Source organism: Stutzerimonas stutzeri RCH2, assembly GCF_000327065.1.
GTDB lineage: Bacteria > Pseudomonadota > Gammaproteobacteria > Pseudomonadales > Pseudomonadaceae > Stutzerimonas > Stutzerimonas stutzeri_AE.
Genome location: NC_019936.1, coordinates 2441914 through 2463073, shown reverse-complemented (window position 1 = coordinate 2463073; position 21160 = coordinate 2441914). Strand labels below are relative to the sequence as shown.

At 59.8% G+C, this 21160-nt stretch carries 18 protein-coding genes and 3 tRNA genes; 15 read left to right on the top strand and 6 right to left on the bottom strand.

Translation table 11 applies throughout. The annotated features are described in order from the left end of the window. Positions 1 to 97 precede the first annotated feature (97 nt). On the top strand, positions 98 to 1090 hold the full coding sequence (locus PSEST_RS11260; RefSeq protein ID WP_015277100.1) for an OmpA family protein: 993 nt from the start codon (positions 98 to 100) through the stop codon (positions 1088 to 1090). A 279-nt stretch (positions 1091 to 1369) separates the two neighbouring features. Here the strand turns inward: PSEST_RS11260 and acnB are convergent, their stop codons facing one another. After that, positions 1370 to 3979, bottom strand: a complete 2610-nt coding sequence (gene acnB, locus PSEST_RS11255; RefSeq protein WP_041756636.1) for a bifunctional aconitate hydratase 2/2-methylisocitrate dehydratase — start codon at positions 3977 to 3979, stop codon at positions 1370 to 1372. A gap of 406 nt (positions 3980 to 4385) precedes the next feature. On the opposite strand from acnB, the gene PSEST_RS11250 reads away from it, so the two are divergent. Further along, positions 4386 to 4862, top strand: coding sequence for a DUF1289 domain-containing protein (locus PSEST_RS11250; RefSeq protein ID WP_041756634.1), 477 nt, complete (start codon positions 4386 to 4388; stop codon positions 4860 to 4862). Positions 4863 to 4895: 33 nt separating this feature from the next. On the opposite strand, the gene PSEST_RS11245 is transcribed toward PSEST_RS11250, so the two are convergent. Next, a complete protein-coding gene (locus tag PSEST_RS11245) occupies positions 4896 to 5756 on the bottom strand; it encodes a universal stress protein (RefSeq protein WP_015277097.1) in 861 nt (286 codons plus the stop codon). A 177-nt stretch (positions 5757 to 5933) separates the two neighbouring features. Here PSEST_RS11245 and PSEST_RS11240 point away from each other — a divergent pair, with 177 nt between their 5' ends. Further along, a complete protein-coding gene (locus tag PSEST_RS11240; protein WP_041756998.1) occupies positions 5934 to 6539 on the top strand; it encodes a tRNA-(ms[2]io[6]A)-hydroxylase in 606 nt (201 codons plus the stop codon). On the opposite strand, the gene lpxH is transcribed toward PSEST_RS11240, so the two are convergent. After that, a complete protein-coding gene (gene lpxH / locus PSEST_RS11235) occupies positions 6536 to 7258 on the bottom strand; it encodes a UDP-2,3-diacylglucosamine diphosphatase (protein WP_015277095.1) in 723 nt (240 codons plus the stop codon). The genes PSEST_RS11240 and lpxH overlap by 4 nt on opposite strands. Before the next feature lie 6 nt (positions 7259 to 7264). Beyond that, positions 7265 to 7759 (bottom strand): peptidylprolyl isomerase, encoded by a 495-nt coding sequence (locus tag PSEST_RS11230; protein WP_015277094.1) that lies wholly within the window; start codon positions 7757 to 7759, stop codon positions 7265 to 7267. A gap of 203 nt (positions 7760 to 7962) precedes the next feature. Between PSEST_RS11230 and PSEST_RS11225 the strand changes: the two genes are divergently transcribed. Both PSEST_RS11225 and cysS read left to right on the top strand, forming a co-directional pair. Beyond that, on the top strand, positions 7963 to 9630 hold the full coding sequence (locus PSEST_RS11225; RefSeq protein ID WP_041756996.1) for a glutamine--tRNA ligase/YqeY domain fusion protein: 1668 nt from the start codon (positions 7963 to 7965) through the stop codon (positions 9628 to 9630). Continuing rightward, positions 9630 to 11015, top strand: coding sequence for a cysteine--tRNA ligase (gene cysS / locus PSEST_RS11220; RefSeq protein ID WP_041756994.1), 1386 nt, complete (start codon positions 9630 to 9632; stop codon positions 11013 to 11015). The genes PSEST_RS11225 and cysS overlap by 1 nt, the downstream gene beginning before the upstream one ends. Before the next feature lie 58 nt (positions 11016 to 11073). Here cysS and folD read toward each other — a convergent pair whose 3' ends face one another. After that, complete coding sequence (gene folD / locus PSEST_RS11215; protein ID WP_015277091.1) at positions 11074 to 11928, bottom strand: bifunctional methylenetetrahydrofolate dehydrogenase/methenyltetrahydrofolate cyclohydrolase FolD; 855 nt, start codon at positions 11926 to 11928, stop codon at positions 11074 to 11076. 273 nt (positions 11929 to 12201) lie between these two features. On the opposite strand from folD, the gene PSEST_RS11210 reads away from it, so the two are divergent. From PSEST_RS11210 to PSEST_RS11200, 3 genes are all read left to right on the top strand, one after another. Then, positions 12202 to 12278, top strand: a tRNA-Arg gene (locus PSEST_RS11210). A gap of 32 nt (positions 12279 to 12310) precedes the next feature. Continuing rightward, positions 12311 to 12386, top strand: a tRNA-His gene (locus tag PSEST_RS11205). 51 nt (positions 12387 to 12437) lie between these two features. After that, a tRNA-Leu gene (locus tag PSEST_RS11200) sits at positions 12438 to 12522 on the top strand. A 150-nt stretch (positions 12523 to 12672) separates the two neighbouring features. On the opposite strand, the gene PSEST_RS11195 is transcribed toward PSEST_RS11200, so the two are convergent. Beyond that, a complete protein-coding gene (locus tag PSEST_RS11195) occupies positions 12673 to 14100 on the bottom strand; it encodes a hypothetical protein (protein WP_015277090.1) in 1428 nt (475 codons plus the stop codon). Between the two features lie 362 nt (positions 14101 to 14462). Here PSEST_RS11195 and PSEST_RS11190 point away from each other — a divergent pair, with 362 nt between their 5' ends. The 7 genes from PSEST_RS11190 (at position 14463) to PSEST_RS11165 (ending at position 21160) form a co-directional block, all read left to right on the top strand. Next, on the top strand, positions 14463 to 15179 hold the full coding sequence (locus PSEST_RS11190) for a FadR/GntR family transcriptional regulator (protein WP_015277089.1): 717 nt from the start codon (positions 14463 to 14465) through the stop codon (positions 15177 to 15179). Between the two features lie 7 nt (positions 15180 to 15186). After that, positions 15187 to 15948 carry a sulfite exporter TauE/SafE family protein gene (locus tag PSEST_RS11185; protein ID WP_015277088.1) on the top strand — a complete coding sequence of 254 codons (762 nt, stop codon included), beginning with the start codon at positions 15187 to 15189 and terminating at the stop codon, positions 15946 to 15948. Positions 15949 to 16533: 585 nt separating this feature from the next. Next, positions 16534 to 17913: a copper-containing nitrite reductase gene (gene nirK / locus PSEST_RS11180; RefSeq protein WP_015277087.1), complete on the top strand. Its 1380-nt coding sequence runs from the start codon at positions 16534 to 16536 to the stop codon at positions 17911 to 17913. 43 nt (positions 17914 to 17956) lie between these two features. Beyond that, positions 17957 to 18082, top strand: coding sequence for a hypothetical protein (locus tag PSEST_RS22465; protein WP_015277086.1), 126 nt, complete (start codon positions 17957 to 17959; stop codon positions 18080 to 18082). Positions 18083 to 18091: 9 nt separating this feature from the next. Further along, positions 18092 to 18934 (top strand): c-type cytochrome, encoded by an 843-nt coding sequence (locus PSEST_RS11175; RefSeq protein ID WP_015277085.1) that lies wholly within the window; start codon positions 18092 to 18094, stop codon positions 18932 to 18934. Positions 18935 to 18980: 46 nt separating this feature from the next. Continuing rightward, the gene (locus PSEST_RS11170; RefSeq protein ID WP_015277084.1) at positions 18981 to 20348 is read left to right on the top strand and encodes a cbb3-type cytochrome c oxidase subunit I; all 1368 of its coding nucleotides are present in this window, start codon (positions 18981 to 18983) and stop codon (positions 20346 to 20348) included. Continuing rightward, entirely contained in the window at positions 20345 to 21160 is an 816-nt protein-coding gene (locus PSEST_RS11165) for a CbbQ/NirQ/NorQ/GpvN family protein (protein ID WP_015277083.1), read from the top strand. The genes PSEST_RS11170 and PSEST_RS11165 overlap by 4 nt, the downstream gene beginning before the upstream one ends.

Genomic DNA, 21160 nt, shown 5'->3' with positions numbered 1-21160 from the left:
CCGGAAACTTGTCTTATACCTTGCGAACAGCTTGGGCATACAGACAGCCGGTTTCCTTAGATTGTTCTGATTCTAACCACCAGATGGGGATTTACGGATGAAACTTAAAAACACCTTAGGCGTCGTTATCGGTTCGATGGTTGCCGCCACTTCTCTCAGCGCGCTGGCCCAAGGACAGGGTGCCGTAGAGGTGGAAGCGTTCGGTAAGCACTACTTCACCGATAGCTCGCGTGACGTTCAGCGTGACGGCGAGCTCTACGGCGCTGGCGTGAGCTACTTCCTGACCGACGATGTTTCGCTGGGTCTTTCCTATGGCGAATACCACGACCTGACCTCCAAGGATCCGGTCGGTGTTGATGGCGGCCACAAGAACATCAAGGGCAGCCTGACCTCCCTCGATGCCGCTTACCATTTCGGCGCGCCGGGTGTTGGCCTGCGTCCTTACGTCTCCGCTGGCGTTGCACACCAGAGCATCGGTCAGGCTGACCGTGGTGGTCGCGATAGCAGCACCTTCGCTAACGTTGGTACCGGCCTGAAGTACTACTTCACCGAGAACTTCTTCGCCAAGGCGAGCGTCGACGGCATGTACAACATCGATGCGGACGAAGCCGAGTGGATGGCTGGCGTTGGTGTCGGCCTGAACTTTGGTGGCGGCGCGCGGCAGGTGGCAGCGGTTGAGCCGACTCCAGAGCCGGCACCGGCTCCGATCGTCGACACTGAGCCAGAGCCGGCTCCGGAACTGGTACGTGTTGAACTGGACGTCAAGTTCGACTTCGACAAGTCGCGCGTTCGTGAAGAAAGCTACAGCGATATCAAAAACCTCGCTGACTTCATGCAGCAGTACCCGCAGACCAGCACTACCGTTGAAGGTCACACCGACTCGGTTGGTACCGATCAGTACAACCAGCGTCTGTCCGAGCGTCGCGCCGAAGCTGTGCGTAACGTTCTGGTCAATGAGTACGGCGTTGAGGGTGGCCGCGTGAACTCCGTAGGTTACGGTGAGTCCCGCCCAGTTGCTGACAACTCTACCGAGGAAGGTCGTCAGATCAACCGTCGCGTTGAGGCTGAAGTAGAAGCTCAGGTTCAGTAATCCGAGTCAGCTACTCTTGGAAGAGCCCGGCTAGCCCGGGCTTTTCTTTGTCCGAAGAAAAGCGGTTCCCTTGCTGAGCGTCATGTTTTGCGGGGTTCGGGTTGAAGGTGTTGCAGTACACGGCCGAATGCTTCGCTGATGAATGTGTCGGCCCGCATGCTGTTGATCACATGGGCAGCATTGGCTTGCTTTGGCGACCTGGCGTAGTCAGGCATAAGCGAAAAGCATGCATAAAAAAACCCCGCCGAAGCGGGGTTTTTTCATTGCTTTAACGCGTCATCAGACTTCGACAACCTTGATCTTGGCCTTCTCCGCGGCGTCACGGAATTCGGCGATCTGGTCGAAGGACAGGTAGCGATAGATATCGGCAGCCATGCTGTCGATGTTCTTCGCGTATTCCATGTACTCCGCGACGGTCGGCAGCTTGCCAATGATCGAGGCAACTGCAGCCAGCTCAGCCGATGCCAGGTAGACGTTGGTGGCGTCCCCAAGGCGGTTCGGGAAGTTACGGGTCGAGGTGGAAACCACGGTAGAACCGGTCTGAACGCGAGCCTGGTTACCCATGCACAGCGAGCAGCCTGGCATTTCCATGCGTGCACCGGCCTTGCCGTAGATGCCGTAGTAGCCTTCCTCGGTCAGCTGGTGAGCGTCCATCTTGGTCGGCGGGGCCAGCCACAGGCGGGTCGGGATGCCGCCCTTGACCTTGTCCAGCAGCTTGCCGGCAGCACGGAAGTGACCGATGTTGGTCATGCAGGAACCGATGAAGACTTCGTCGATCTTCTCGCCAGCAACGGTGGACAGCAGGCGGGCATCGTCCGGGTCGTTCGGTGCGCAGAGCACTGGCTCTTTCACTTCGGCCAGGTCGATCTCGATTACTGCAGCGTATTCGGCGTCCTTGTCTGCTTCCAGCAGCTTCGGATCGGCCAGCCAGGCTTCCATCGCCTGAGCGCGGCGCTCCAGGGTGCGGGCATCGCCATAGCCTTCGCTGATCATCCAGCGCAGCATGGTGATGTTCGACTTCAGGTACTCGGCGATCGAATCTTCCGGCAGCTTGATGGTGCAGCCAGCAGCCGAACGCTCGGCGGACGCATCGGACAGCTCGAAAGCCTGCTCGACGGTCAGTTGATTCAGGCCTTCGATCTCGAGAATGCGGCCGGAGAAGATGTTCTTCTTGCCTTTCTTCTCGACGGTCAGCAGGCCCTGCTGAATGGCGTAGTAGGGGATGGCGTGAACCAGGTCACGCAGGGTGATGCCAGGTTGCATCTGACCCTTGAAGCGCACCAGTACGGATTCCGGCATGTCCAGCGGCATGACGCCAGTGGCGGCAGCAAAGGCGACCAGGCCGGAACCGGCCGGGAAGGAGATGCCGATCGGGAAGCGGGTGTGCGAGTCACCACCGGTACCAACGGTATCCGGCAGCAGCATGCGGTTCAGCCAGCTGTGGATGATGCCGTCGCCGGGACGCAGGGACACGCCGCTGCGGTTCATAATGAAGTCCGGCAGGGTGTGGTGGGTGTTGACGTCGATCGGCTTCGGATAGGCAGCGGTGTGGCAGAACGACTGCATGACCAGGTCGGCGGAGAAGCCCAGGCAAGCCAGGTCCTTCAGCTCGTCGCGGGTCATCGGGCCAGTGGTGTCCTGGGAGCCCACGGTGGTCATCTTCGGCTCGCAATAGGTGCCCGGACGGACGCCTTTGCCTTCCGGCAGACCGCAGGCGCGACCGACCATCTTCTGTGCGAGGGTGAAACCCTTGCCGCTGTCTGCCGGCGCTTCCGGCTTCTTGAACAGAGTGGACGGAGCCAAACCCATCTCGGCGCGAGCCTTCTCGGTCAGGCCGCGGCCAATGATCAGCGGAATACGACCGCCTGCACGGACTTCGTCCAGCAGCACGTCGGTTTTCAGTTCGAAGGTGGTGATGACTTCATCGGTGCCGTGCTTGCAAACCTTGCCAGCGTAGGGATAAACGTCGATCACGTCGCCCATGGCCAGGTTGCTGCAATCGAATTCGATCGGCAGGGCGCCGGCATCTTCCATGGTGTTGTAGAAGATCGGAGCGATCTTGGTGCCGAAGCAGAAGCCACCGGCGCGCTTGTTCGGGACGTTCGGGATGTCGTCACCGAAGAACCACAGCACGGAGTTGGTGGCCGACTTGCGCGAGGAACCGGTGCCGACCACGTCGCCGACGTAAGCAACCGGGAAGCCCTTGGCCTTCAGTTCTTCCATCTGCTTGATCGGGCCGACGGAGCCGGGTACGTCCGGGTTGATGCCGTCGCGGGCCATTTTCAGCATGGCCAGGGCGTGCAGCGGAATGTCAGGGCGCGACCAGGCATCCGGCGCAGGCGACAGGTCGTCGGTGTTGGTTTCGCCAGTGACCTTGAATACCGACAGGGAAACTTTTTCGGCAACAGCTGGACGATTGGTGAACCACTCACCCTCGGCCCAGGACTGCATTACGGCCTTGGCGTGCTCGTTGCCGGCTTTGGCTTTCTCGGCTACGTCGTGGAAGGCATCGAACATCAGCAGGGTGTGCTTCAGCTGCTCGGCGGCAACTGCGCCCAGCTCGGCGCTGTCCAGCAGTTCGACCAGGGTGGAAATGTTGTAGCCGCCCTGCATGGTGCCCAGCAGCTCGACGGCGCGCTGCTTGCTCAGCAGCGGCGAGGAGGTTTCACCTTTGGCCAGGGCGGACAGGAAACCGGCCTTGACGTAGGCGGCTTCGTCGACGCCAGCAGGGACGCGGTTGGTGATCAGATCAACGAGGAATTCTTCTTCGCCGGCCGGTGGGTTCTTCAGCAGCTCGACCAGACCTGCGGTTTGCTCGGCGTTCAGCGGCTGGGGCACGACGCCCTGGGCGGCACGCTCTTCTACGTGTTTGCGATAGGCTTCAAGCACAGTTTTTACCCTCATCATTGGTCCCTTGGGTGTTTCGGGACGCGCATCCGGAAGCTGTTTTCAAAGTTTTACGCCGGGCGGGCGAGGCCGGATGGGCAGGGGGGAAGGCAAATCTGCGCATCCGGCACGCAGCCGGTTCAACTGTGCTCGTGACGCTTTGAAAACAGCTTCGTATGGAATGTGGCGCCAAAAACGGCGGGCCGATACTACTGGAAACAGGCCAAAAAGTTAAGTCGCCTGCCGGTCGCGCCGCTCGGGCGGGGAGTGACAGGATCGCCTATGCGTAAGGCTGCAGCCCCGTCCGACGCGGGCTCGAGGTGATGTGAAGACGTTCTGATCATTTACATGGATGACCGTGCTAGGACAAAAGTCTAAGATGCTCGACCCGCCACGACCTGTTTCGCTTATGTCCACACAGCGCATCAAAACTCCCTGCATCGGTCTGTGCTCGACGGTTTACGGCGATATCGTCTGCCGCGGGTGCAAGCGCTTTCATCACGAGGTGGTGAACTGGAATGCGTATGACGAGGAGGAAAAGCGCGCGGTCTGGCGGCGGCTGGAAATCCTGCTGGCGCAGGTCATGGCTGCCAAACTCGAGGTCTTCGATGCCTCGCTGTTGCGCCAGCAACTTGAGAGCAGGCGGGTTCGCTTCGTCGCGGAGCAGTCGCCGTATTGTTGGGCCTACCAGCTGATCGCTCGCGGTGCCCGCGTCATTCAGCAACTCGAGGCATATGGCGTTGCGCTATTGCCGGAGTTCCGTGACCGGCCGCTTCCGGAGTTGCGAGACGCCATCGATCAGGAGTTCTTTTTGCTCTCCGAGGCCCATTACGAGCGGTACATCGCGCCACGCTTTCTTCTGGAAGGCATGGATCTCAGGGTTTGAAGCGAGGCCCCGTCAGGGGCTTCGCTCGTGGGCTCAGTGGCGGACCAGATCTTCGAGATGGTCGATGATGTCGTCGGGCTTCAGCACCAGCACGTCGCTTTCCAGCGTATCGAGCACCACCTCGGCAGTATTGCCCATCAGGGCGCCCGAGAAACCGGTGCGGGCGATAGTGCCTATGACCGTGACGACTGCCTTAAGCTGGTGGCAGACGCGGGGAATCAGCGCATCTGCCGGGCCTTCCTCGATATGTAGCTGAGCGTCCGGAATATCGAACTCTTCCTGGAATTGCTTGCAGGCCTCACGGTACCGCGCTTCGATGGTTTCCTTTAGCTGGAACGCTGGGTCGGCAGCCGAGAGCATCGCCGAGGGGTGAGCGCTGATTACGTGCAGCTTGCCATCAGCGAGGCTGGCGATTTCGAAGCCATGATTGACGATAGTCGCATGCAGGGTGCGGTGTTCCAGATCGGAATTGCCGACGTCTACCGCGGCGAGGATGCTACCCCCGGTCCACGGATTCGCGGTTTTAACCATGAGCACCGGGCAGGGGCAGTAGCGCAGCAGCTTCCAGTCTTCCGGAGTGAGCAGAGCCCGCTTGAGCGGGTTGTCCGGCACGTGCTGCTTGACGACCAATCCACAGCCTTCAGCCTGCTGCACTGTGATGATCGTTTGGTGAATGCTGTCGTGCCACGCTTGCTGCGTACTGACTTGGTGTCCGTCGCTCTCGAGCTGTTCGCGCAGTGCGGCCAGATGAGCGCTGTGATCATGCTTTGCATCGCATGTCAGCAGATGCAGGCGGGACTGACTGACGCTCGAGATCAAGCGGGCGCGTTTCAGTGCCAGCTCTTGTGGCTGGTTCGGGTCAATTACCACGAGGATGCAGCGAATGGCTTGCATGATCGGCTCCATTTCCAGATGCGGGTTGGTCAACTATAGACAAGCCTGGGATGTCAGCCGTGATGTACGTCAAGCAAGGCTGGATGCTCCGCGCGGCATTCGTATAATGCCCGCCCGACGCGGAGTGGTGCCATGCGCCTGCCCGCTTATTTTGTTCCTGAATATGCAGGGTTCGACATGCTTCCTGATCTGAATGATTTTCTCGGTTGCGCTACACCCGCGGCATGGGTGGGCGCGGCGTTGCGGAATCAGGATGTAATGCTAATCGACCATGGCAACTGCGAAAAGAAGGCTGCGGGGGCAGCGTTCCAGTTGATGTTCCGCTACGTAGACAAGCCCGACCTGCAGAACAAGATGTCGCGCCTGGCACGGGAGGAGCTGCGTCATTTCGAGCAGGTTCTGGCAATCGTTCGTCGACGCGAAATCCCGCTGCGCAATGTGGGCTCGTCTCGCTATGCGGCTGGCCTGCGCGAGCTGGTGCGCAACCACGAGCCGTATCGGTTGACCGATACTCTGGTGATTGGCGCTTTCATCGAGGCGCGCTCCTGCGAGCGTTTCGCCATGTTGGTTCCGCATCTTGACGAGGAGCTAGGCAAGTTCTATCACGGCCTGCTCAAATCGGAGGCGCGCCATTTCCAGGATTACTTGAAGTTGGCCTACCAGTACGGTGAAGCAGCGGACGTGGATGCCATGATCATCCGGGTGCGTGAGCGTGAGCGCGAGCTCATCGAAAGCCCGGATGATGAGTTCCGTTTTCACAGCGGCGTGCCGCTGAGCGCTTAGCTCAGCTCGAACGGCGCCTGATGGAAGCCGCTTTCGTCCACCTGGAGCGCCCATCCCTGTCGGTCCCAGTCGCCTAGCACGATACGTTGGGCGGGCTGGCCATTTACTACCAGGTCATGCATCGCCGGACGATGGGTGTGACCATGGATCAATGTTCGCACGCGATGTTCTGCCAGCACGCGCGGGATCAGTTCCGGAGTGACATCGATGATGTCGCTGGCCTTCATGCGGGTCTGGGTACGGCTTTCATTGCGCAGCTTGCGCGCCAGTTTTCGGCGTGCGGACAGCGGTAGATTGCGCAGAACGAACAAACTGAACGGGTTGCGCAGCAAGCGCCGCAGACGCATGTAGCCCTCGTCGCGGGTGCACAGGCTGTCGCCGTGCATCAGCAGGACGCGTTCACCGTTAAGCTCGACCACGCTCGGGTCGGCCAGCAGCGTGCAGCCCGCTGCGCGGCAGAAGCTCTTGCCCAGCATGAAGTCTCGATTGCCGTGCATCAGATAGATGCGCGTGCCGCTTCCGCTCAAGCTACGCAGGGCCTGCGCGATTGAGCGCTGAAAGGGTGTCATTGCATCGTCGCCGATCCAGACCTCGAAAAAGTCGCCGAGGATGTACAGCGCTTCGGCCTGGCAGGCGCGTGTTTCGAGAAAATGCAGAAACGCCCGGGAAATATCCGGGCGTTCCTCTTCAAGATGCAGATCCGAAATCAGCAGGATCACACGCCGTTACTCGACGATTTCGGCTTTCTCGATTACCACATCTTCCACTGGAACGTCCTGATGACCGGACTTCATGGTGGTCGCCACGGCCTTGATCTTCTCGACCACGTCCATGCCTTCGGTCACTTCACCGAACACCGCATAACCCCAGCCTTGAACGGTCGGCGCGCTATGGTCGAGGAAGTCGTTGTCCTTCACGTTGATGAAGAACTGTGCGGAAGCGGAGTGCGGCTCCATGGTGCGAGCCATGGCCAGGGTGCCGGTCTTGTTCGACAGGCCGTTGTTGGCCTCGTTCTTGATCGGCGCGCGAGTGGTTTTTTGTTTCATGCCAGGCTCGAAGCCGCCACCCTGGATCATGAAGTTGCTGATCACGCGGTGGAAAATGGTGCCGTCGTAGTGGCCGCTCTTCACGTATTCCTTGAAGTTGGCGGTGGTTTCCGGAGCTTTGTCTTCGAACAGGTTGACGGTGATGACGCCGTAGTTGGTGTGCAGTTTGATCATCGGGGAGAGGTTCCGTTTTCGTTGGGCTGGCCAAGTGCAGGGAAGGCCGCTGCAAGGGGTCGTCGATACCGAGTGCCGCCAATGGCTGATGGCAGTGCCGCCTGGGCGCATTGCTCTGTCAGGGGGTTGACGGGTCCGCTATGATAAGCGCTTTGATTTGGTCGGCCTACCCTGAGCCGCACTCGCTGATCGTTAAGGACATCATGAGCAAGCCCGAGACTCCCGCCGCTAGCAACTTTCTCCGCCCGATCGTCCAGACCGACCTGGACTCCGGCAAGCACGCCAAGATCGTCACTCGTTTCCCGCCGGAGCCCAATGGCTACCTGCATATTGGCCATGCGAAGTCGATCTGCCTGAACTTCGGCCTGGCGAAAGAGTTCGGCGGCGAGTGCAATCTGCGCTTCGATGACACCAATCCGGCCAAGGAAGATCAGGAATACATCGACGCGATCAAGACCGACGTCGAGTGGCTGGGGTTCCAGTGGGCTGGCGAGGAGCGCTATGCCTCCAACTATTTCGATCAGCTGCACGAGTGGGCAGTTCACCTGATCAAGGCGGGCAAGGCTTACGTTTGCGATCTGACTTCCGAGCAGGCGCGCGAATACCGCGGCAGCCTGACCGAGCCAGGTAGGAACAGCCCGTTCCGCGAGCGCTCCGTCGAAGAAAACCTCGATTTGTTTGCGCGCATGAAGGCGGGCGAATTTCCGGACGGCGCGCGCGCGCTGCGGGCGAAGATCGACATGGCTTCACCGAACATGAACCTGCGTGATCCGATCCTTTATCGCATCCGTCATGCGCACCACCACCAGACCGGCGACAAGTGGTGCATCTATCCCAGCTACGATTTCACCCATGGTCAGTCGGATGCCATCGAAGGCATTACGCATTCGATCTGCACGCTGGAATTCGAGGATCATCGCCCGCTGTACGAATGGTTTTTGGCCAACCTGCCGGTGCCAGCGCAGCCGCGTCAGTACGAATTCGCTCGTCTCAATCTGAATTACACCATCACCAGCAAGCGCAAGCTCAAGCAGCTGGTCGATGAGAAGCATGTGAGTGGTTGGGACGACCCGCGGATGTCGACGCTCTCCGGCTTCCGGCGCCGCGGCTACACCCCAGCGTCGATCCGTAACTTCTGCGACATGATCGGCGTGAACCGTGCTGGTGGTGTGGTCGACATCGGCATGCTGGAGTTCGCGATTCGTGAGGACCTGGACGCCAACGCAGCGCGTGCGATGTGCGTGCTCAAGCCGCTCAAGGTGGTGATCACCAACTACCCGGAAGGTCAGGTCGAGAACCTCGAGCTGCCGCGTCATCCGAAGCAGGACATGGGCGTGCGGGTGCTGCCGTTCAGTCGCGAGATCTATATCGACACAAGTGACTTCGAAGAAGTCCCACCGGCCGGATTCAAGCGCCTCATCCCGGGCGGTGAAGTCCGCCTGCGCGGCAGTTACGTGATCCGCGCCGACGAGGCCGTGAAAGACGAGGCGGGCAATATCGTCGAGCTGCGCTGCTCGTATGACGACAACACCCTGGGTAAGAACCCCGAGGGTCGCAAGGTCAAAGGCGTGATCCACTGGGTACCGGCTGCCGAGAGCGTGGAGTGCGAGGTGCGCCTGTACGACCGCCTGTTCCGCTCGGCTAATCCGGAGAAGGACGAGGAGGGCGGTAGCTTCCTCGACAATATCAACCCCGAGTCGCTGGTAGTGCTCAAGGGTTGCCGTGCCGAGCCTTCACTTGCTAACGCCGAACCGGAAGAGCGCTTCCAGTTCGAGCGTGAAGGCTATTTCTGTGCCGACCTGAAGGACAGCAAGCCCGGCGCTCCCGTGTTCAACCGTACCGTCACGCTGCGTGACTCCTGGGGTCAATGATGGCGCTGTCGATCTACAACACGCTGACCAAGACCAAGGAAGCGTTCCGCCCACTGCAAGGCAACAACGTGCGCATGTATGTCTGCGGCATGACGGTCTATGACTTCTGCCATATCGGGCATGCGCGGGTGATGGTCGCGTTCGATGTAGTGACTCGCTGGTTGCGCCACCGAGGTTATGACGTGACCTACGTGCGCAATATCACCGACATCGACGACAAGATCATTCGCCGTGCCGGCGAGAACGGCGAGCCGTTCCAGGCCCTGGTCGAGCGCATGATCGCCGCCATGCACGAGGACGAGACGCGCCTCGACGTGTTGCGTCCTGATATCGAGCCGCGCGCCACTGATCACATCGCTGGCATGCACCAGATGATCCAGACACTGATCGACAAGGGCTTTGCCTACGCTCCGGGCAACGGCGATGTCTATTACCGTGTCGGCAAGTTCGTCGGTTACGGCAAGCTGTCGCGGCGCAAGATCGAGGACCTGAAAATCGGCGCGCGCATCGAGGTCGATGAGGCCAAGCAAGATCCGCTGGATTTCGTGCTGTGGAAGGGAGCCAAACCGGGCGAGCCGAGCTGGAGTTCGCCGTGGGGTGCCGGTCGCCCGGGCTGGCATATCGAGTGCTCGGTGATGTCGACCTGCTGCCTGGGTGAGACGTTCGACATTCATGGTGGCGGTCCGGATCTGGTGTTCCCGCACCACGAAAATGAGATCGCGCAGAGCGAAGCGGCCACCGGCAAGCAGTACGCCAACGCCTGGATGCACGCCGGCGCGGTGCGTGTCGATGGCGAGAAGATGTCCAAGAGCCTGGGCAACTTCTTCACCATCCGCGAGGTGCTGGAAAAATATCACCCGGAGGTGGTGCGCTATCTGCTGGTGTCCAGTCACTACCGCAGCCCGATCAACTACTCGGAAGACAGTCTGCGCGAAGCGAAGAGCGCGCTGGAACGCTTCTACAACGGCCTCAAGGGCCTGCCGAATGTAGCGCCTGCGGGTGGTGACGAGTTCGTCGCGCGCTTCGCTACGGCGATGGATGATGACTTCAACTCGCCTGAAGCCTGCGCAGTGCTGTTCGATATGATCCGTGAGGTCAATCGCCTGCGTGAGTCTGATCCGACCGCGGCTGCGCAGCTGGCCGCGCGCCTCAAGGAATTGGCTAGCGTATTGGGCGTGTTGCAGCTCGAGCCTGAAGCCTTCCTGCAAGCTGGCGCGGCGGGAAAGGTCGATGCAGCTGAAGTCGAGGCACTGATCGCTGCGCGCCTCACAGCTCGAGCTGAAAAGAACTGGGCCGAATCCGATCGCATCCGCGACCAGCTCACCGCGATGGGTGTGGTGCTGGAGGATGGAAAAGGCGGTACGACCTGGCGTCTGGCTGAATAAGGAACGACGTAATCAAAAACGGCACCGAAAGGTGCCGTTCTTGCTTCAGCTCTGGGTATCAGCCGTGCAGGTGTTCGGCTGCATGCAACGTATTTTCGAGTAGGCAGGCGCGGGTCATCGGGCCGACGCCACCCGGGACAGGGGTGATCCAGGCAGCGCGTTCGCTGGCTGGCCCGAACTCCACATCACCCAGCAGGCGCCCATCGGCCTGGCGGTTGATGCCTACATCGATGACGATCGCGCCGGGCTTGATCCATTCGCCCTTGACCAGCCCGGTGATGCCGGTGGCGACCACGACCAGGTCGGCACGCTGGACATGCTCGGCCAGGTTATGGGTAAAGCGATGAGTCACGGTGGTGGTGCAACCGGCTAGCAGGAGCTCCAGCGCCATCGGTCGGCCGACGATGTTGGAGGCGCCCACGACTACTGCGTCCAGGCCGTGCAGGTCGACCCCCGTGCTTTCCAGCAGCGTCATGATCCCCTTCGGGGTGCAAGGACGCAGCAGCGGCATGCGTTGGGCCAGGCGGCCGACGTTGTAGGGGTGGAATCCATCCACGTCCTTGTCGGGGCGGATCCGCTCGAGCAACTGCGACGCGTCGAGGTGCTTGGGCAGCGGTAGCTGCACAAGAATGCCATCGATGGAGGCATCGTCATTGAGCTGATCGATCAGGGCGAGCAGGTCCTCTTGGCGAGTATCGCTCGGCAGGTCATGGGCGATCGAGTTGAAACCCACCTCCTCGCAATCCTTGCGCTTGTGTGCCACGTAGACCTGGGAGGCGGGGTCGCTGCCTACCAGGATCACGGCGAGGCCAGGTGCGCGGAGCCCTTGGGCGCGGCGTTCGGCAACACGACCGGAGATCTGTTGGCGAATGTTGGCAGCAATCGTTTTACCGTCGATCAGTTTTGCGGTCATGACGCTTGGTTAACCATAGGAGAGGACTTGGAAAGGGCGCGTATTCTCGCATGTCGCGGCGATGTGGCAAAGGCGAAGCAGCTACCAGCACCTGTAACTCCTTTATCTAACTGAAATTTTTTTAAATTTGCTGTTGACGACTGTTTGGAGCCTCTATAACATTCGCCCCGCTTGTCGAGCACAGCCTGCTGCTGGGTAAGATGGCTTTCGAAGAGGGTGACTTCTTCAATAGCCGGAGCTTCAAGTCTGCGCTCCGAACAGAATGCAGATAAAGCGCCCGTAGCTCAGCTGGATAGAGCATCCGCCTTCTAAGCGGATGGTCGCAGGTTCGAGTCCTGCCGGGTGCGCCATTACGGGCTCTGGCACAAGCAAATGCAATATGGTGGGCGTAGCTCAGTTGGTAGAGCACAGGATTGTGGCTCCTGGTGTCGAGGGTTCGATCCCCTTCGTCCACCCCATATTTCCGAAAACGCCAGGCGCTGCCTGGCGTTTTCGTTTAAGCCTGCTTGGCGGACGTGGTGAAATTGGTAGACACACCAGATTTAGGTTCTGGCGCCGTAAGGTGTGAGAGTTCGAGTCTCTCCGTCCGCACCATCACATGATTTCGAGACTCTGTAAGAGGCATCGAAAATCGCTGAAAGCCCCGTGATAGGGGCTTTTTTGTGTCTGCTGTTTTGACGCGTGAGACTACCTATCCGCCGTCGTCTGCGTGCTCAATGGCAGAGTCAGTAGGGCGGCATGGGTTCACCCTCGTCGCCATAGGCGGCTCAGTCGATACCATGCGGAGCGTTGCAGCTCTGGTGGTTCAGGCCAGTGGGCCTTCTTGCTTTCGCATTGCACAATGCCGTTGGTGCCAAGCCTCAGGCGCCAGCGCTGGGCTGCTGGGAAGTGCTCGCCAGGATTGGTGTGCAGCAGCAGCAGGTTGTAGTCGTGTTGCTTCTCGATGGGGTGGGCCTGGACTAAACCTTTGCTGTCGTCACCAGCGGAATCATCGCCTTCGGCCTGGACAAACAGCTTGTTGTGGCTCGCCTGGATCATCGCGCAAAGCTGTTCGCAATCCAGCGTGAGTCGCTCTCGAATCTGGTCGTGCTCCAGTGCTGCCTTGTCCAGAATCAGCAGCACGCGATAGCAGATGATCTGCCGTTCCTCGTTGGTGGCCCACTTGCCGGAGTGTTCCCGAACCAACGGCGGCAGATCGGGCAGCTTGCGGTAGTCGAGCCAGACCCGTTGCAGCGCGAGCAACTTACCGGTGTAGGGCATCAGCAGACGAACCTTCCAGCGCGGCTTGCCTTTGCGCAGCCTGCGGGTGATGGCGGTGATCATGTCGTCGCGCAGCAGATCACGGACGGCATAGACCAGCGCGATTACCAGCAGAAGAGTGAGCGAGAGTTTCTCGCTGGCGTCGCGCGCATTGAACAGGAAGTAGGTGAAAATCGACATGATCAGCATCGTCGACATCGCCTTGACCAGCTTGTGTGTGCCGGCCCCCAGCTCCGTGATCTTTGCGCGCAACATTACCGGATACTCCAGCAGCCGGTGGTACAGCGCCATGCGATTCCATATGCGTGTCGGGGTTCCGTGGAAGTCGCTCAGGTACTCACGCTCCTTGCGATATCTGCGTTCCTGGCGCAGGAACTCCGCCACCGATTGCTTGAGCTCTTCGTCGAGGGTCGCGTAGCTCTCGAGGCTCATGCTTTCCAGGAGGAATTGCTCGGCATGCCACGAGAAATAGATGTCCATCTGACGGAAGTAGCGCTGCTGATTGCTCTGCTTCGGGCTGGATTTGCGCAGGCGTTGCGCAAAGTTCTGGCTGAGTCGCAGGGCACGCGCTACGGGCTCTGCCACAGCCCCGGACGTGAGCATCTGCTGGCGCAGCCGCTCCATCGAGGCCTGGTACTGGAAGAACCAGGAGCCATACATGATTTCGTAGTGCGGTGAGAGCAGCACGAAGGATTGGTCAGCCTTGCTGATGCGGTCCTTCGACGGCATGCCAAGCAGCCCGAAACTGTGCGTCAGGGTGGTAAAGAAAAACTGTTCTTCCGACAGGGTCCAGGCCGACAGGTTGCTCTCGTGCGGGGTGAACAGATACAGCTCAATCTTGTGCCGTCCAGGCTGCTTCAGCGTACGGGTCAGCTGCAGGCGGAAATCACCTTTGCGCTTGAGAGAGAACACGGAACCCCCAATGAGAGTAGAACGCGGCCAGCTTACCAAGCTTCGCTAGCAGGTACGCTTAGCTGACGGGCTTCTGGGCTGATGGCTTTGTCGAGGAAGGCTTTTAGCACGAGCTACCTCGCGGCGATCTACATGCAGAGGTTGAAGCAATTGCTCGCCGCATTCGTGAATGGTTGTCAGGCCGCCGCCAGCTGGCGGCGGCCATTGCACCTCCGATAAGCGCGCGGTTGTCCTGCGGTTCACCGCAGCCATTGATTTACGTACTGCTAATAGCGAAAGGCCCGGTTTGAGCGTCGAGTTGTATAGCGTATTAAATTCATCCTATGATTGAAACATGGGATGAATTTGAGGGATTAACAATAATGTCGCTGCAGTACACCTCGCGCTCTTCGCTTGTTGAGCGGGTAATCGAGCAAATGCGATCGCAGATCAATGCCGGCGAATGGTTGCCGGGTATGCGAATTCCTACCGAAAGCCAGCTCAGCGACTCCTTAGGCGTTGGCAGAAACACCGTCAGAGAGGCGGTGCGGGCGCTGGTCCATACCGGGGTGCTGGAAGTCCGCCAGGGTGCGGGGACGTTCGTGCTCTCCAGTCGAGACCCGTCTGGGTTGCTCCAGAGCCTTGATCACGCCGCGCTGCATGACCAGCTCGAAGTTCGACGTGCGCTGGAGGTCGAAGCCGCGCGCCTGGCAGCATCGCGACGCACGGATGAGGACCTGCGAGCGATACATGATGCTCTCGGGGCGCGGGGGACTTGGAGCGATGAGGCCTCACTCGAGGCGTTCGTAGAAAGAGATGCCGATTTTCATCTGAGCATCGTTCGCGCCAGCCATAACGCCACGCTGCTTGAGATGTATCAGTTCTTCTGGGCGGGCCTGCAGAACACCATCGCCAAGACGGAGGGTGAACAACAGCTCCCGGAACCTACCTATGCAGCACACGCGGCCGTCTATGACGCCATAGCCCGCGGTTACCCGGAGCAGGCGGCCATCGCGGCCAGCGAGCTATTGAGCCCGGCGCTTGAGGCGCTAGCCAGCACTCTGGCAATTGATTCTCGTAACCCGGACGCAACGGAGTAGCACTTTCATGGATCATTCGATCACGACGTGGGCAATTCTGCTGGTTGCCGCTTTTCTTGGTGGCGGGCTGAACGCGATTGCCGGTGGCGGCAGTTTTTTCACGTTCCCGGCATTGGTTTATGCCGGCGTGCCTGCTGTGGCGGCGAATGCTTCAGGGACGCTCGCGCTTTTACCTGGCTATTTTGCAAGCACCTGGGGCTATCGAGAGGACCTGCGGCCGCCTGCGACGCTATCTATGGGTGCACTCGTTGCCATCAGCCTGGGCGGCGGTGCCGCAGGGGCGGCGTTGCTGCTGACCACACCCGATGATGTGTTCCGTGCGATCGTTCCCTGGCTACTGCTTGTCGCGACGTTGCTGTTCGCCTTCGGGCCATGGTTGCTGCGCAGGTTCAAGCGCGATTCGACCGAGAGTGAAGCGAATGCAATGGTGCAGGGTTTCACCCTGGCGGTTGTCAGCGTATACGGCGGGTACTTCAATGGAGGTCTTGGCATCGTGCTGCTCGCTGCGTTCAGCTTGCTCGGTCACCGGGATATCAACTCGATGCAGGGGCTCAAGAATCTGGTGTCGTCAGTGCTGACCGCGATCGCGGTGTCGGTATATGCATTCGGCGGTGCCATTCTGTGGCGCGAGGCGTTGGTGATGATGCTGGCGGCAACCGTCGGCGGTTATGTCATGGCACGTGTCGGTCGACGGCTTCCTTCGAGCCTCGTTCGCGCCGTTGTGATCGTCACCGGGTCAGTTATGACAGTGCTCTTTTTCCGCAGTTGAAGCAGATGATGCCCTCGGCTCGGGCGTTCTCATCTTCATCTTTCGTAAGGGCCCGCGACGTACCGGGTGCTTTCCAGCGAAGCCCGAAATGGTCGCGCACTTAATTGATATGCGGGAGTGCGGGGCACTTGATACTGCAGGGACAAGATGAGGGCCAGACGGGCGGCGCGCGTGAAATTTGCTTTTCACATAACTGAACGCCAACGGAAGAATTAATGATGCGTCGAAGTTCGTTCGGTGAAATTAAAACTAGCGCTCTTCATTAAAACAATCCGGAATTTAGCCGCCTGCTTATTGCCGGTAGAACGTCAAACCTTACCGTCTGTCGGCAAGTTCTCTGCTTAAACTCGTCGCGCTCCGGTTTTGGGATTAATGCCATGTTTGCCGGTCTGGCGCGCTGGCCGCGCCAGGCTTGACTCTGCGTAAGTCTGTTACGAACTGGAATTAATGCCTGATCAATTATTCTGATTTTTCAATAAGCTTATTTTGATTTGTTTGCTAGCCTGGAGATTCTTGGTTCCGACAACTGTTTTTCTCGTGACTAGACTGGCGAACGAGATTAACTCGGTGTCTAGAGGGCCAGGCATGCGCTATCTATCTAGAGTTCTGCTGCTTGCATTACTTGTTTTGCCAAACGCTCTTTGGGCACAGACAAAATCAAGTAGCGATGTCAGTTATCGCCCGGACGTCACCATTACCCTACGTACCGACATTGCCGATGGAAAATTGGTCTATGTCAGTGAGTCGGGATTGACCCGGGGGCAGGTAAATCCTGACTTGCGGGTTCCTGAAGGCGCTGTTGTACAGATCAACCTCATCAATGGTGACGGGGCGGTTCACGACATCGCGGTCCCTGAGTTCGAAGCGACCTCCAGTGAGATTTCGGGCAAGGGTGCAGCGACCTCCATCGTCTTTCGGGCAACCAGAAATGGAACCTTCGAGTACTACTGCACGCTACCGGGCCACAAGGCAGCCGGGATGGTCGGCAAGCTGGTTGTGGGCGATGGCCCGGAGACGGTCGTCGAGCAGGGCAAAGACCTTTCCAAGGATCCGACACAGGTGGGTGAGCCAGTTGGCAATCGCGAACCGAAGAGCATCACCCTCGACCTGCGGACCACCGAGGAGGAGGGACGGCTGAGCGATGGCAGCACCTACAAGTTCTGGACTTTCGACGGTACTGTTCCCGGTCCGATGGTGCGCATCCGCGAGGGCGATACCGTCACGTTGAATCTCAGTAATGAGCCTGACAGCGCGCATATTCATTCCATTGATCTGCACGCGGTTACCGGACCCGGCGGCGGCGCCGCGGTCACCCAGGTCGCGCCTGGACAGACCCGTTCGTTCACCTTCAGGGCGCTGCAGCCAGGCCTATACGTCTATCACTGCGCCACACCGATGGTTGCCCAGCACATCAGCAACGGCATGTATGGGTTGATCCTGGTCGAGCCCGAGGGCGGGTTGCCGAAGGTCGACCATGAGTTCTACGTGATGCAAGGCGAGCTGTACACGGCAAGCCCCAGAGGCGCACGCGGGCTGCATGAGTTCTCGCTCGACATGCTGCTGCGCGAGACGCCGCAACATCTAATGTTCAATGGCTCTAAGGATGCTCTGACCAGTATCCATAAGATGGAAGTCAACACTGGCGACAGCGTGCGCATCTTCTTCGGTGTTGGCGGCCCGAACCTGATTTCCAGCTTCCATGTGATTGGCGAAATCTTCGACAAGGTTTTCGATCAGGGATCGCTCACCAGCCCACCCTTGACGGATGTGCAGACAACTCTGGTACCGGCCGGCGGCGCGACCATGGTCGAGTTCGTCGCGGACTATCCAGGCAAGTACATCCTGGTGGACCACGCCCTGTCGCGCGCAGAGAAAGGCCTGATGGGCGTTTTGTCAGTGAAGGGCGAAGCGGACGCTTCGATCTTTTCCAGCCCCGAACCGGTTGATCCACATTCCGGACATTGAGAGCGGTTTCCCAGACTGCAGCTGATGCTGCGAAGGAGATGGCATGCAGGCTCGAAAGCTCTACGGCCCATTGAAGATCCTGAGTGTTGTCGTGCTGGCGCTGATGTTTGGCGCAATGCTCTACGCGTTCACGATGACGCTCATTCACTGGACAGGCATCAACGTCTGAGGGCACGCCATGAACAACCGCCAAGCGAGGCTCTTCGCGATTGCCGCAACCGGTGTCGCCACGCTCGTGTTCATCGGGCTGACAGTGGACAGTCATCGGCAGTTTCCCAAGCTCACCAACGCCGAAAACATCACGGCTGAGGTCAAGCACGGGATGGATGTCTGGCATAAGTACAACTGCATCAACTGCCACACGCTGTTCGGTGAAGGCGCCTATTACGCGCCGGATCTGACCAAGATCACCCAGCACCGCGGTGAGCCTTACCTCAAGGCCTATATGCGTGATCCGTCCAAGTTCTACGACGAGAAGATCCACCGCCGGCTGATGCCCCAGCAGAATCTGGCCGAGGACGAGATCAGTGATTTGATCGCGTTCCTAGACTGGGCGAGCAAAGTTGACAACCAGGGCTGGCCGCCGCGGCCGATCCTGGTCACCGGCAGCTTCGTTCCGGGTGCCGATACTGGCGGCGGGCAGCGCGACGACACGCCGCCAGGCGCGCGGCCGGTGGATGCAGACGATGATGAGCGTGCCTTGGGTGAACAGGTGTTTCGTTCTGCGGTGCCTGCGTGCAACGCCTGCCACTCCATTGCACCTGGGGCGAACATGGCCGGGCCGACCCTGGCCGGGCTCGCCACCCGCGCGGCGGAGGTCGTCGCATCTCCTGACTACCAGGGGCAGGCCAGCGATGCTCGCGGGTATATCCGCGAATCCATTGTTTCCCCTAGCGCGCACATCATTCCTGGCGCGATGTACTCCGCTGACGGCACCTCGTTCATGCCGACCGGTTACGACAAGAGCCTGACGGACGAAAAGATCGACCAGCTGACGGCTTATCTCGAAACGCTCAAGTGACACGAACGGCCAAGCCGACCCACGTTCGCTTCAAGGGGAAACTACGATGCGCTATCAGTCCCAATCGGTCGCCTACTGGTACTTCGCCGTCGCGATGGTGTTGTTCGGCCTGCAGCTGGTGTTCGGCCTGCTCTCGGCGACCAAATACATCGGGCCGGACCCGCTGCTGTACATTCTGCCGTTCGACGTCACCAAAGTGATTCACACCAACCTGCTGATCGTCTGGGTGCTGACCGGCTTCATGGGCGCGACGTACTGGATGATTCCGGAAGAGTCCCGCGCCGAGCTGCACAGCACCAAGCTGGCCTATGTGCAGCTGGTGCTTTGGACGCTGATGGGCGTCACGGCGATCATCAGCTATCTGTTCCGCTACGGCACCGGCAACAAGTTGCTCGAGCAGCCGCTGCCGCACAAGCTCGTCATCGTCGTCTGCATGCTGATTTTTCTCTACAACATCGGCATGACGATCCGGAAATCGGGGCGCTTCACCACGACCGAAGCGGTGCTGATGATCGGTTTCGTCAGTGCTGCGCTGCTGTATCTGCCGGCATTGTTGCACTACGAGAACTACACGGTTTCGATCTTCTATCGCTGGTGGACGATTCACCTCTGGGTCGAGGGCGTCTGGATGATGATCATGGGCGGCTTCCTGGCCTACCTGCTGATCCGCTTGTCCGGTGCGGATCGGGAAGTCATGGAGAAATGGCTGTACGTGATCGTCGGTCTGGTGTTTATTGCCGGCATTCTCGGTACGGCGCACCACTATTACTGGGTCGGTGTGCCGACCTACTGGCTGCCCATCGGCGGGTTCTTCAGCGCACTGGAGCCGCTCGCACTCGTCGGCATGGCCGCTTACGCCTACGGCGCCATGCGTCGCTCGGGGCTGGCGCACCCGAATACGTTGGCGCTGCACTGGACGATCGGCAGCGCGCTGTTCTCTCTGTTCGGCGCCGGGCTGCTGGGCCTCGCGCATACCTGGCCGAGCGTCAACAAATGGACCCACGGCACCTTGATCACCGCGATGCACGGCCATGCGGCGTTCTACGGTGCCTACGCGATGATCGTCATGGCGATGATCAGCTATGCCTTGCCATCGTTGACTGCCGGGCGCCGGGAGCAGGGTACTGCGCTGGGCTACTGGGCGTTCTGGCTGCAGATTACCGGCATGTTCGGCATGACGCTGTCGTTCGCCACGGCCGGTATCGCGCAGGTCTACCTGGAGCGGATCATGGGGATGGGCTATCTGGATGCACAGCTCAAGATCCAGATCCATTTCGTGATGCTCATTGCCACCGCGTCGCTGTTCACCGTGGGCGTTGCCCTGTTCATCTACGACTTCTTCCGCTACACGCCACGCTTCGTCCTAGATGATACGGAGCCGGTGCTTGCAGAGACGGAGGTACACCCGACGTGACGTTGCCCGAATACCCGCCACTGGCGAAAGCGAGTGAGGGGGAGCCGTTCTACGTACCGTGCGGCAATGAAGTCGCGGTGTTCGAGCGCTGCCATGCGCGTGGCTTGGCGGTCATGCTCAAAGGGCCGACCGGCTGCGGCAAGACCCGCTTCGTCGAGCACATGGCCTGGCGGCTGAACAGGCCGCTGATCACGGTGGCCTGCCACGATGATCTGTCGGCCAGTGACCTGATTGGGCGTTTCCTTATTCGCCATGACGGTACCGTCTGGCAGGATGGCCCTCTCACCCGGGCCGTACGTGAGGGGGCCATCTGCTATCTGGATGAAGTCGTCGAGGCGCGCCAGGATACCGTGGTCGTCTTGCATGCCTTGACCGATCACCGGCGCCTGCTGCCAATCGACAAGACCGGTGAGTCGCTGATGGCCGCACCAGGCTTCCAGTTGGTGATCTCCTACAACCCGGGCTACCAGCGCATGCTCAAGGACCTCAAGCCGAGCACGCGTCAGCGCTTCGTCGCCATGGATCTGGATTTTCCGAGCGAAGAGGAAGAGGCGAAGATCGTCCAGCGTGAGAGTGGTGTCGATGCGCCGACCGCGCGCGCCCTGGTCACACTGGCGCGCAGGCTGCGAGTGCTGCGCGATCGCGGCTTGGCCGAGGTGCCCAGTACCCGTCTGCTGATAGCAGCGGGCGCCCTCTGCGCCGATGGCATAGCCGTGCGTGAAGCTTGCCTGGCGGCAATCGTCTCGCCACTTTCGGACGACGAAGCGCTGGTCGGAGCGATGCGCGATCTGGTCGACGGAACATTCATCTAG

What these genes read in the sequence shown, in the direction of transcription:
- cysS (WP_041756994.1), top strand. Translation starts at nt 9,630, where the DNA reads ATGGCGCTGTCGATCTACAACACGCTGACCAAGACCAAGGAAGCGTTC.
- PSEST_RS11190 (WP_015277089.1), top strand. Translation starts at nt 14,463, where the DNA reads ATGTCGCTGCAGTACACCTCGCGCTCTTCGCTTGTTGAGCGGGTAATC.
- PSEST_RS11260 (WP_015277100.1), top strand. Translation starts at nt 98, where the DNA reads ATGAAACTTAAAAACACCTTAGGCGTCGTTATCGGTTCGATGGTTGCC.
- PSEST_RS11185 (WP_015277088.1), top strand. Translation starts at nt 15,187, where the DNA reads ATGGATCATTCGATCACGACGTGGGCAATTCTGCTGGTTGCCGCTTTT.
- PSEST_RS11230 (WP_015277094.1), bottom strand. Translation starts at nt 7,759, where the DNA reads ATGATCAAACTGCACACCAACTACGGCGTCATCACCGTCAACCTGTTC.
- folD (WP_015277091.1), bottom strand. Translation starts at nt 11,928, where the DNA reads ATGACCGCAAAACTGATCGACGGTAAAACGATTGCTGCCAACATTCGC.
- PSEST_RS11240 (WP_041756998.1), top strand. Translation starts at nt 5,934, where the DNA reads ATGCTTCCTGATCTGAATGATTTTCTCGGTTGCGCTACACCCGCGGCA.
- nirK (WP_015277087.1), top strand. Translation starts at nt 16,534, where the DNA reads ATGCGCTATCTATCTAGAGTTCTGCTGCTTGCATTACTTGTTTTGCCA.
- PSEST_RS11245 (WP_015277097.1), bottom strand. Translation starts at nt 5,756, where the DNA reads ATGCAAGCCATTCGCTGCATCCTCGTGGTAATTGACCCGAACCAGCCA.
- PSEST_RS11175 (WP_015277085.1), top strand. Translation starts at nt 18,092, where the DNA reads ATGAACAACCGCCAAGCGAGGCTCTTCGCGATTGCCGCAACCGGTGTC.
- PSEST_RS11250 (WP_041756634.1), top strand. Translation starts at nt 4,386, where the DNA reads ATGTCCACACAGCGCATCAAAACTCCCTGCATCGGTCTGTGCTCGACG.
- PSEST_RS11170 (WP_015277084.1), top strand. Translation starts at nt 18,981, where the DNA reads ATGCGCTATCAGTCCCAATCGGTCGCCTACTGGTACTTCGCCGTCGCG.
- PSEST_RS11225 (WP_041756996.1), top strand. Translation starts at nt 7,963, where the DNA reads ATGAGCAAGCCCGAGACTCCCGCCGCTAGCAACTTTCTCCGCCCGATC.
- PSEST_RS22465 (WP_015277086.1), top strand. Translation starts at nt 17,957, where the DNA reads ATGCAGGCTCGAAAGCTCTACGGCCCATTGAAGATCCTGAGTGTTGTC.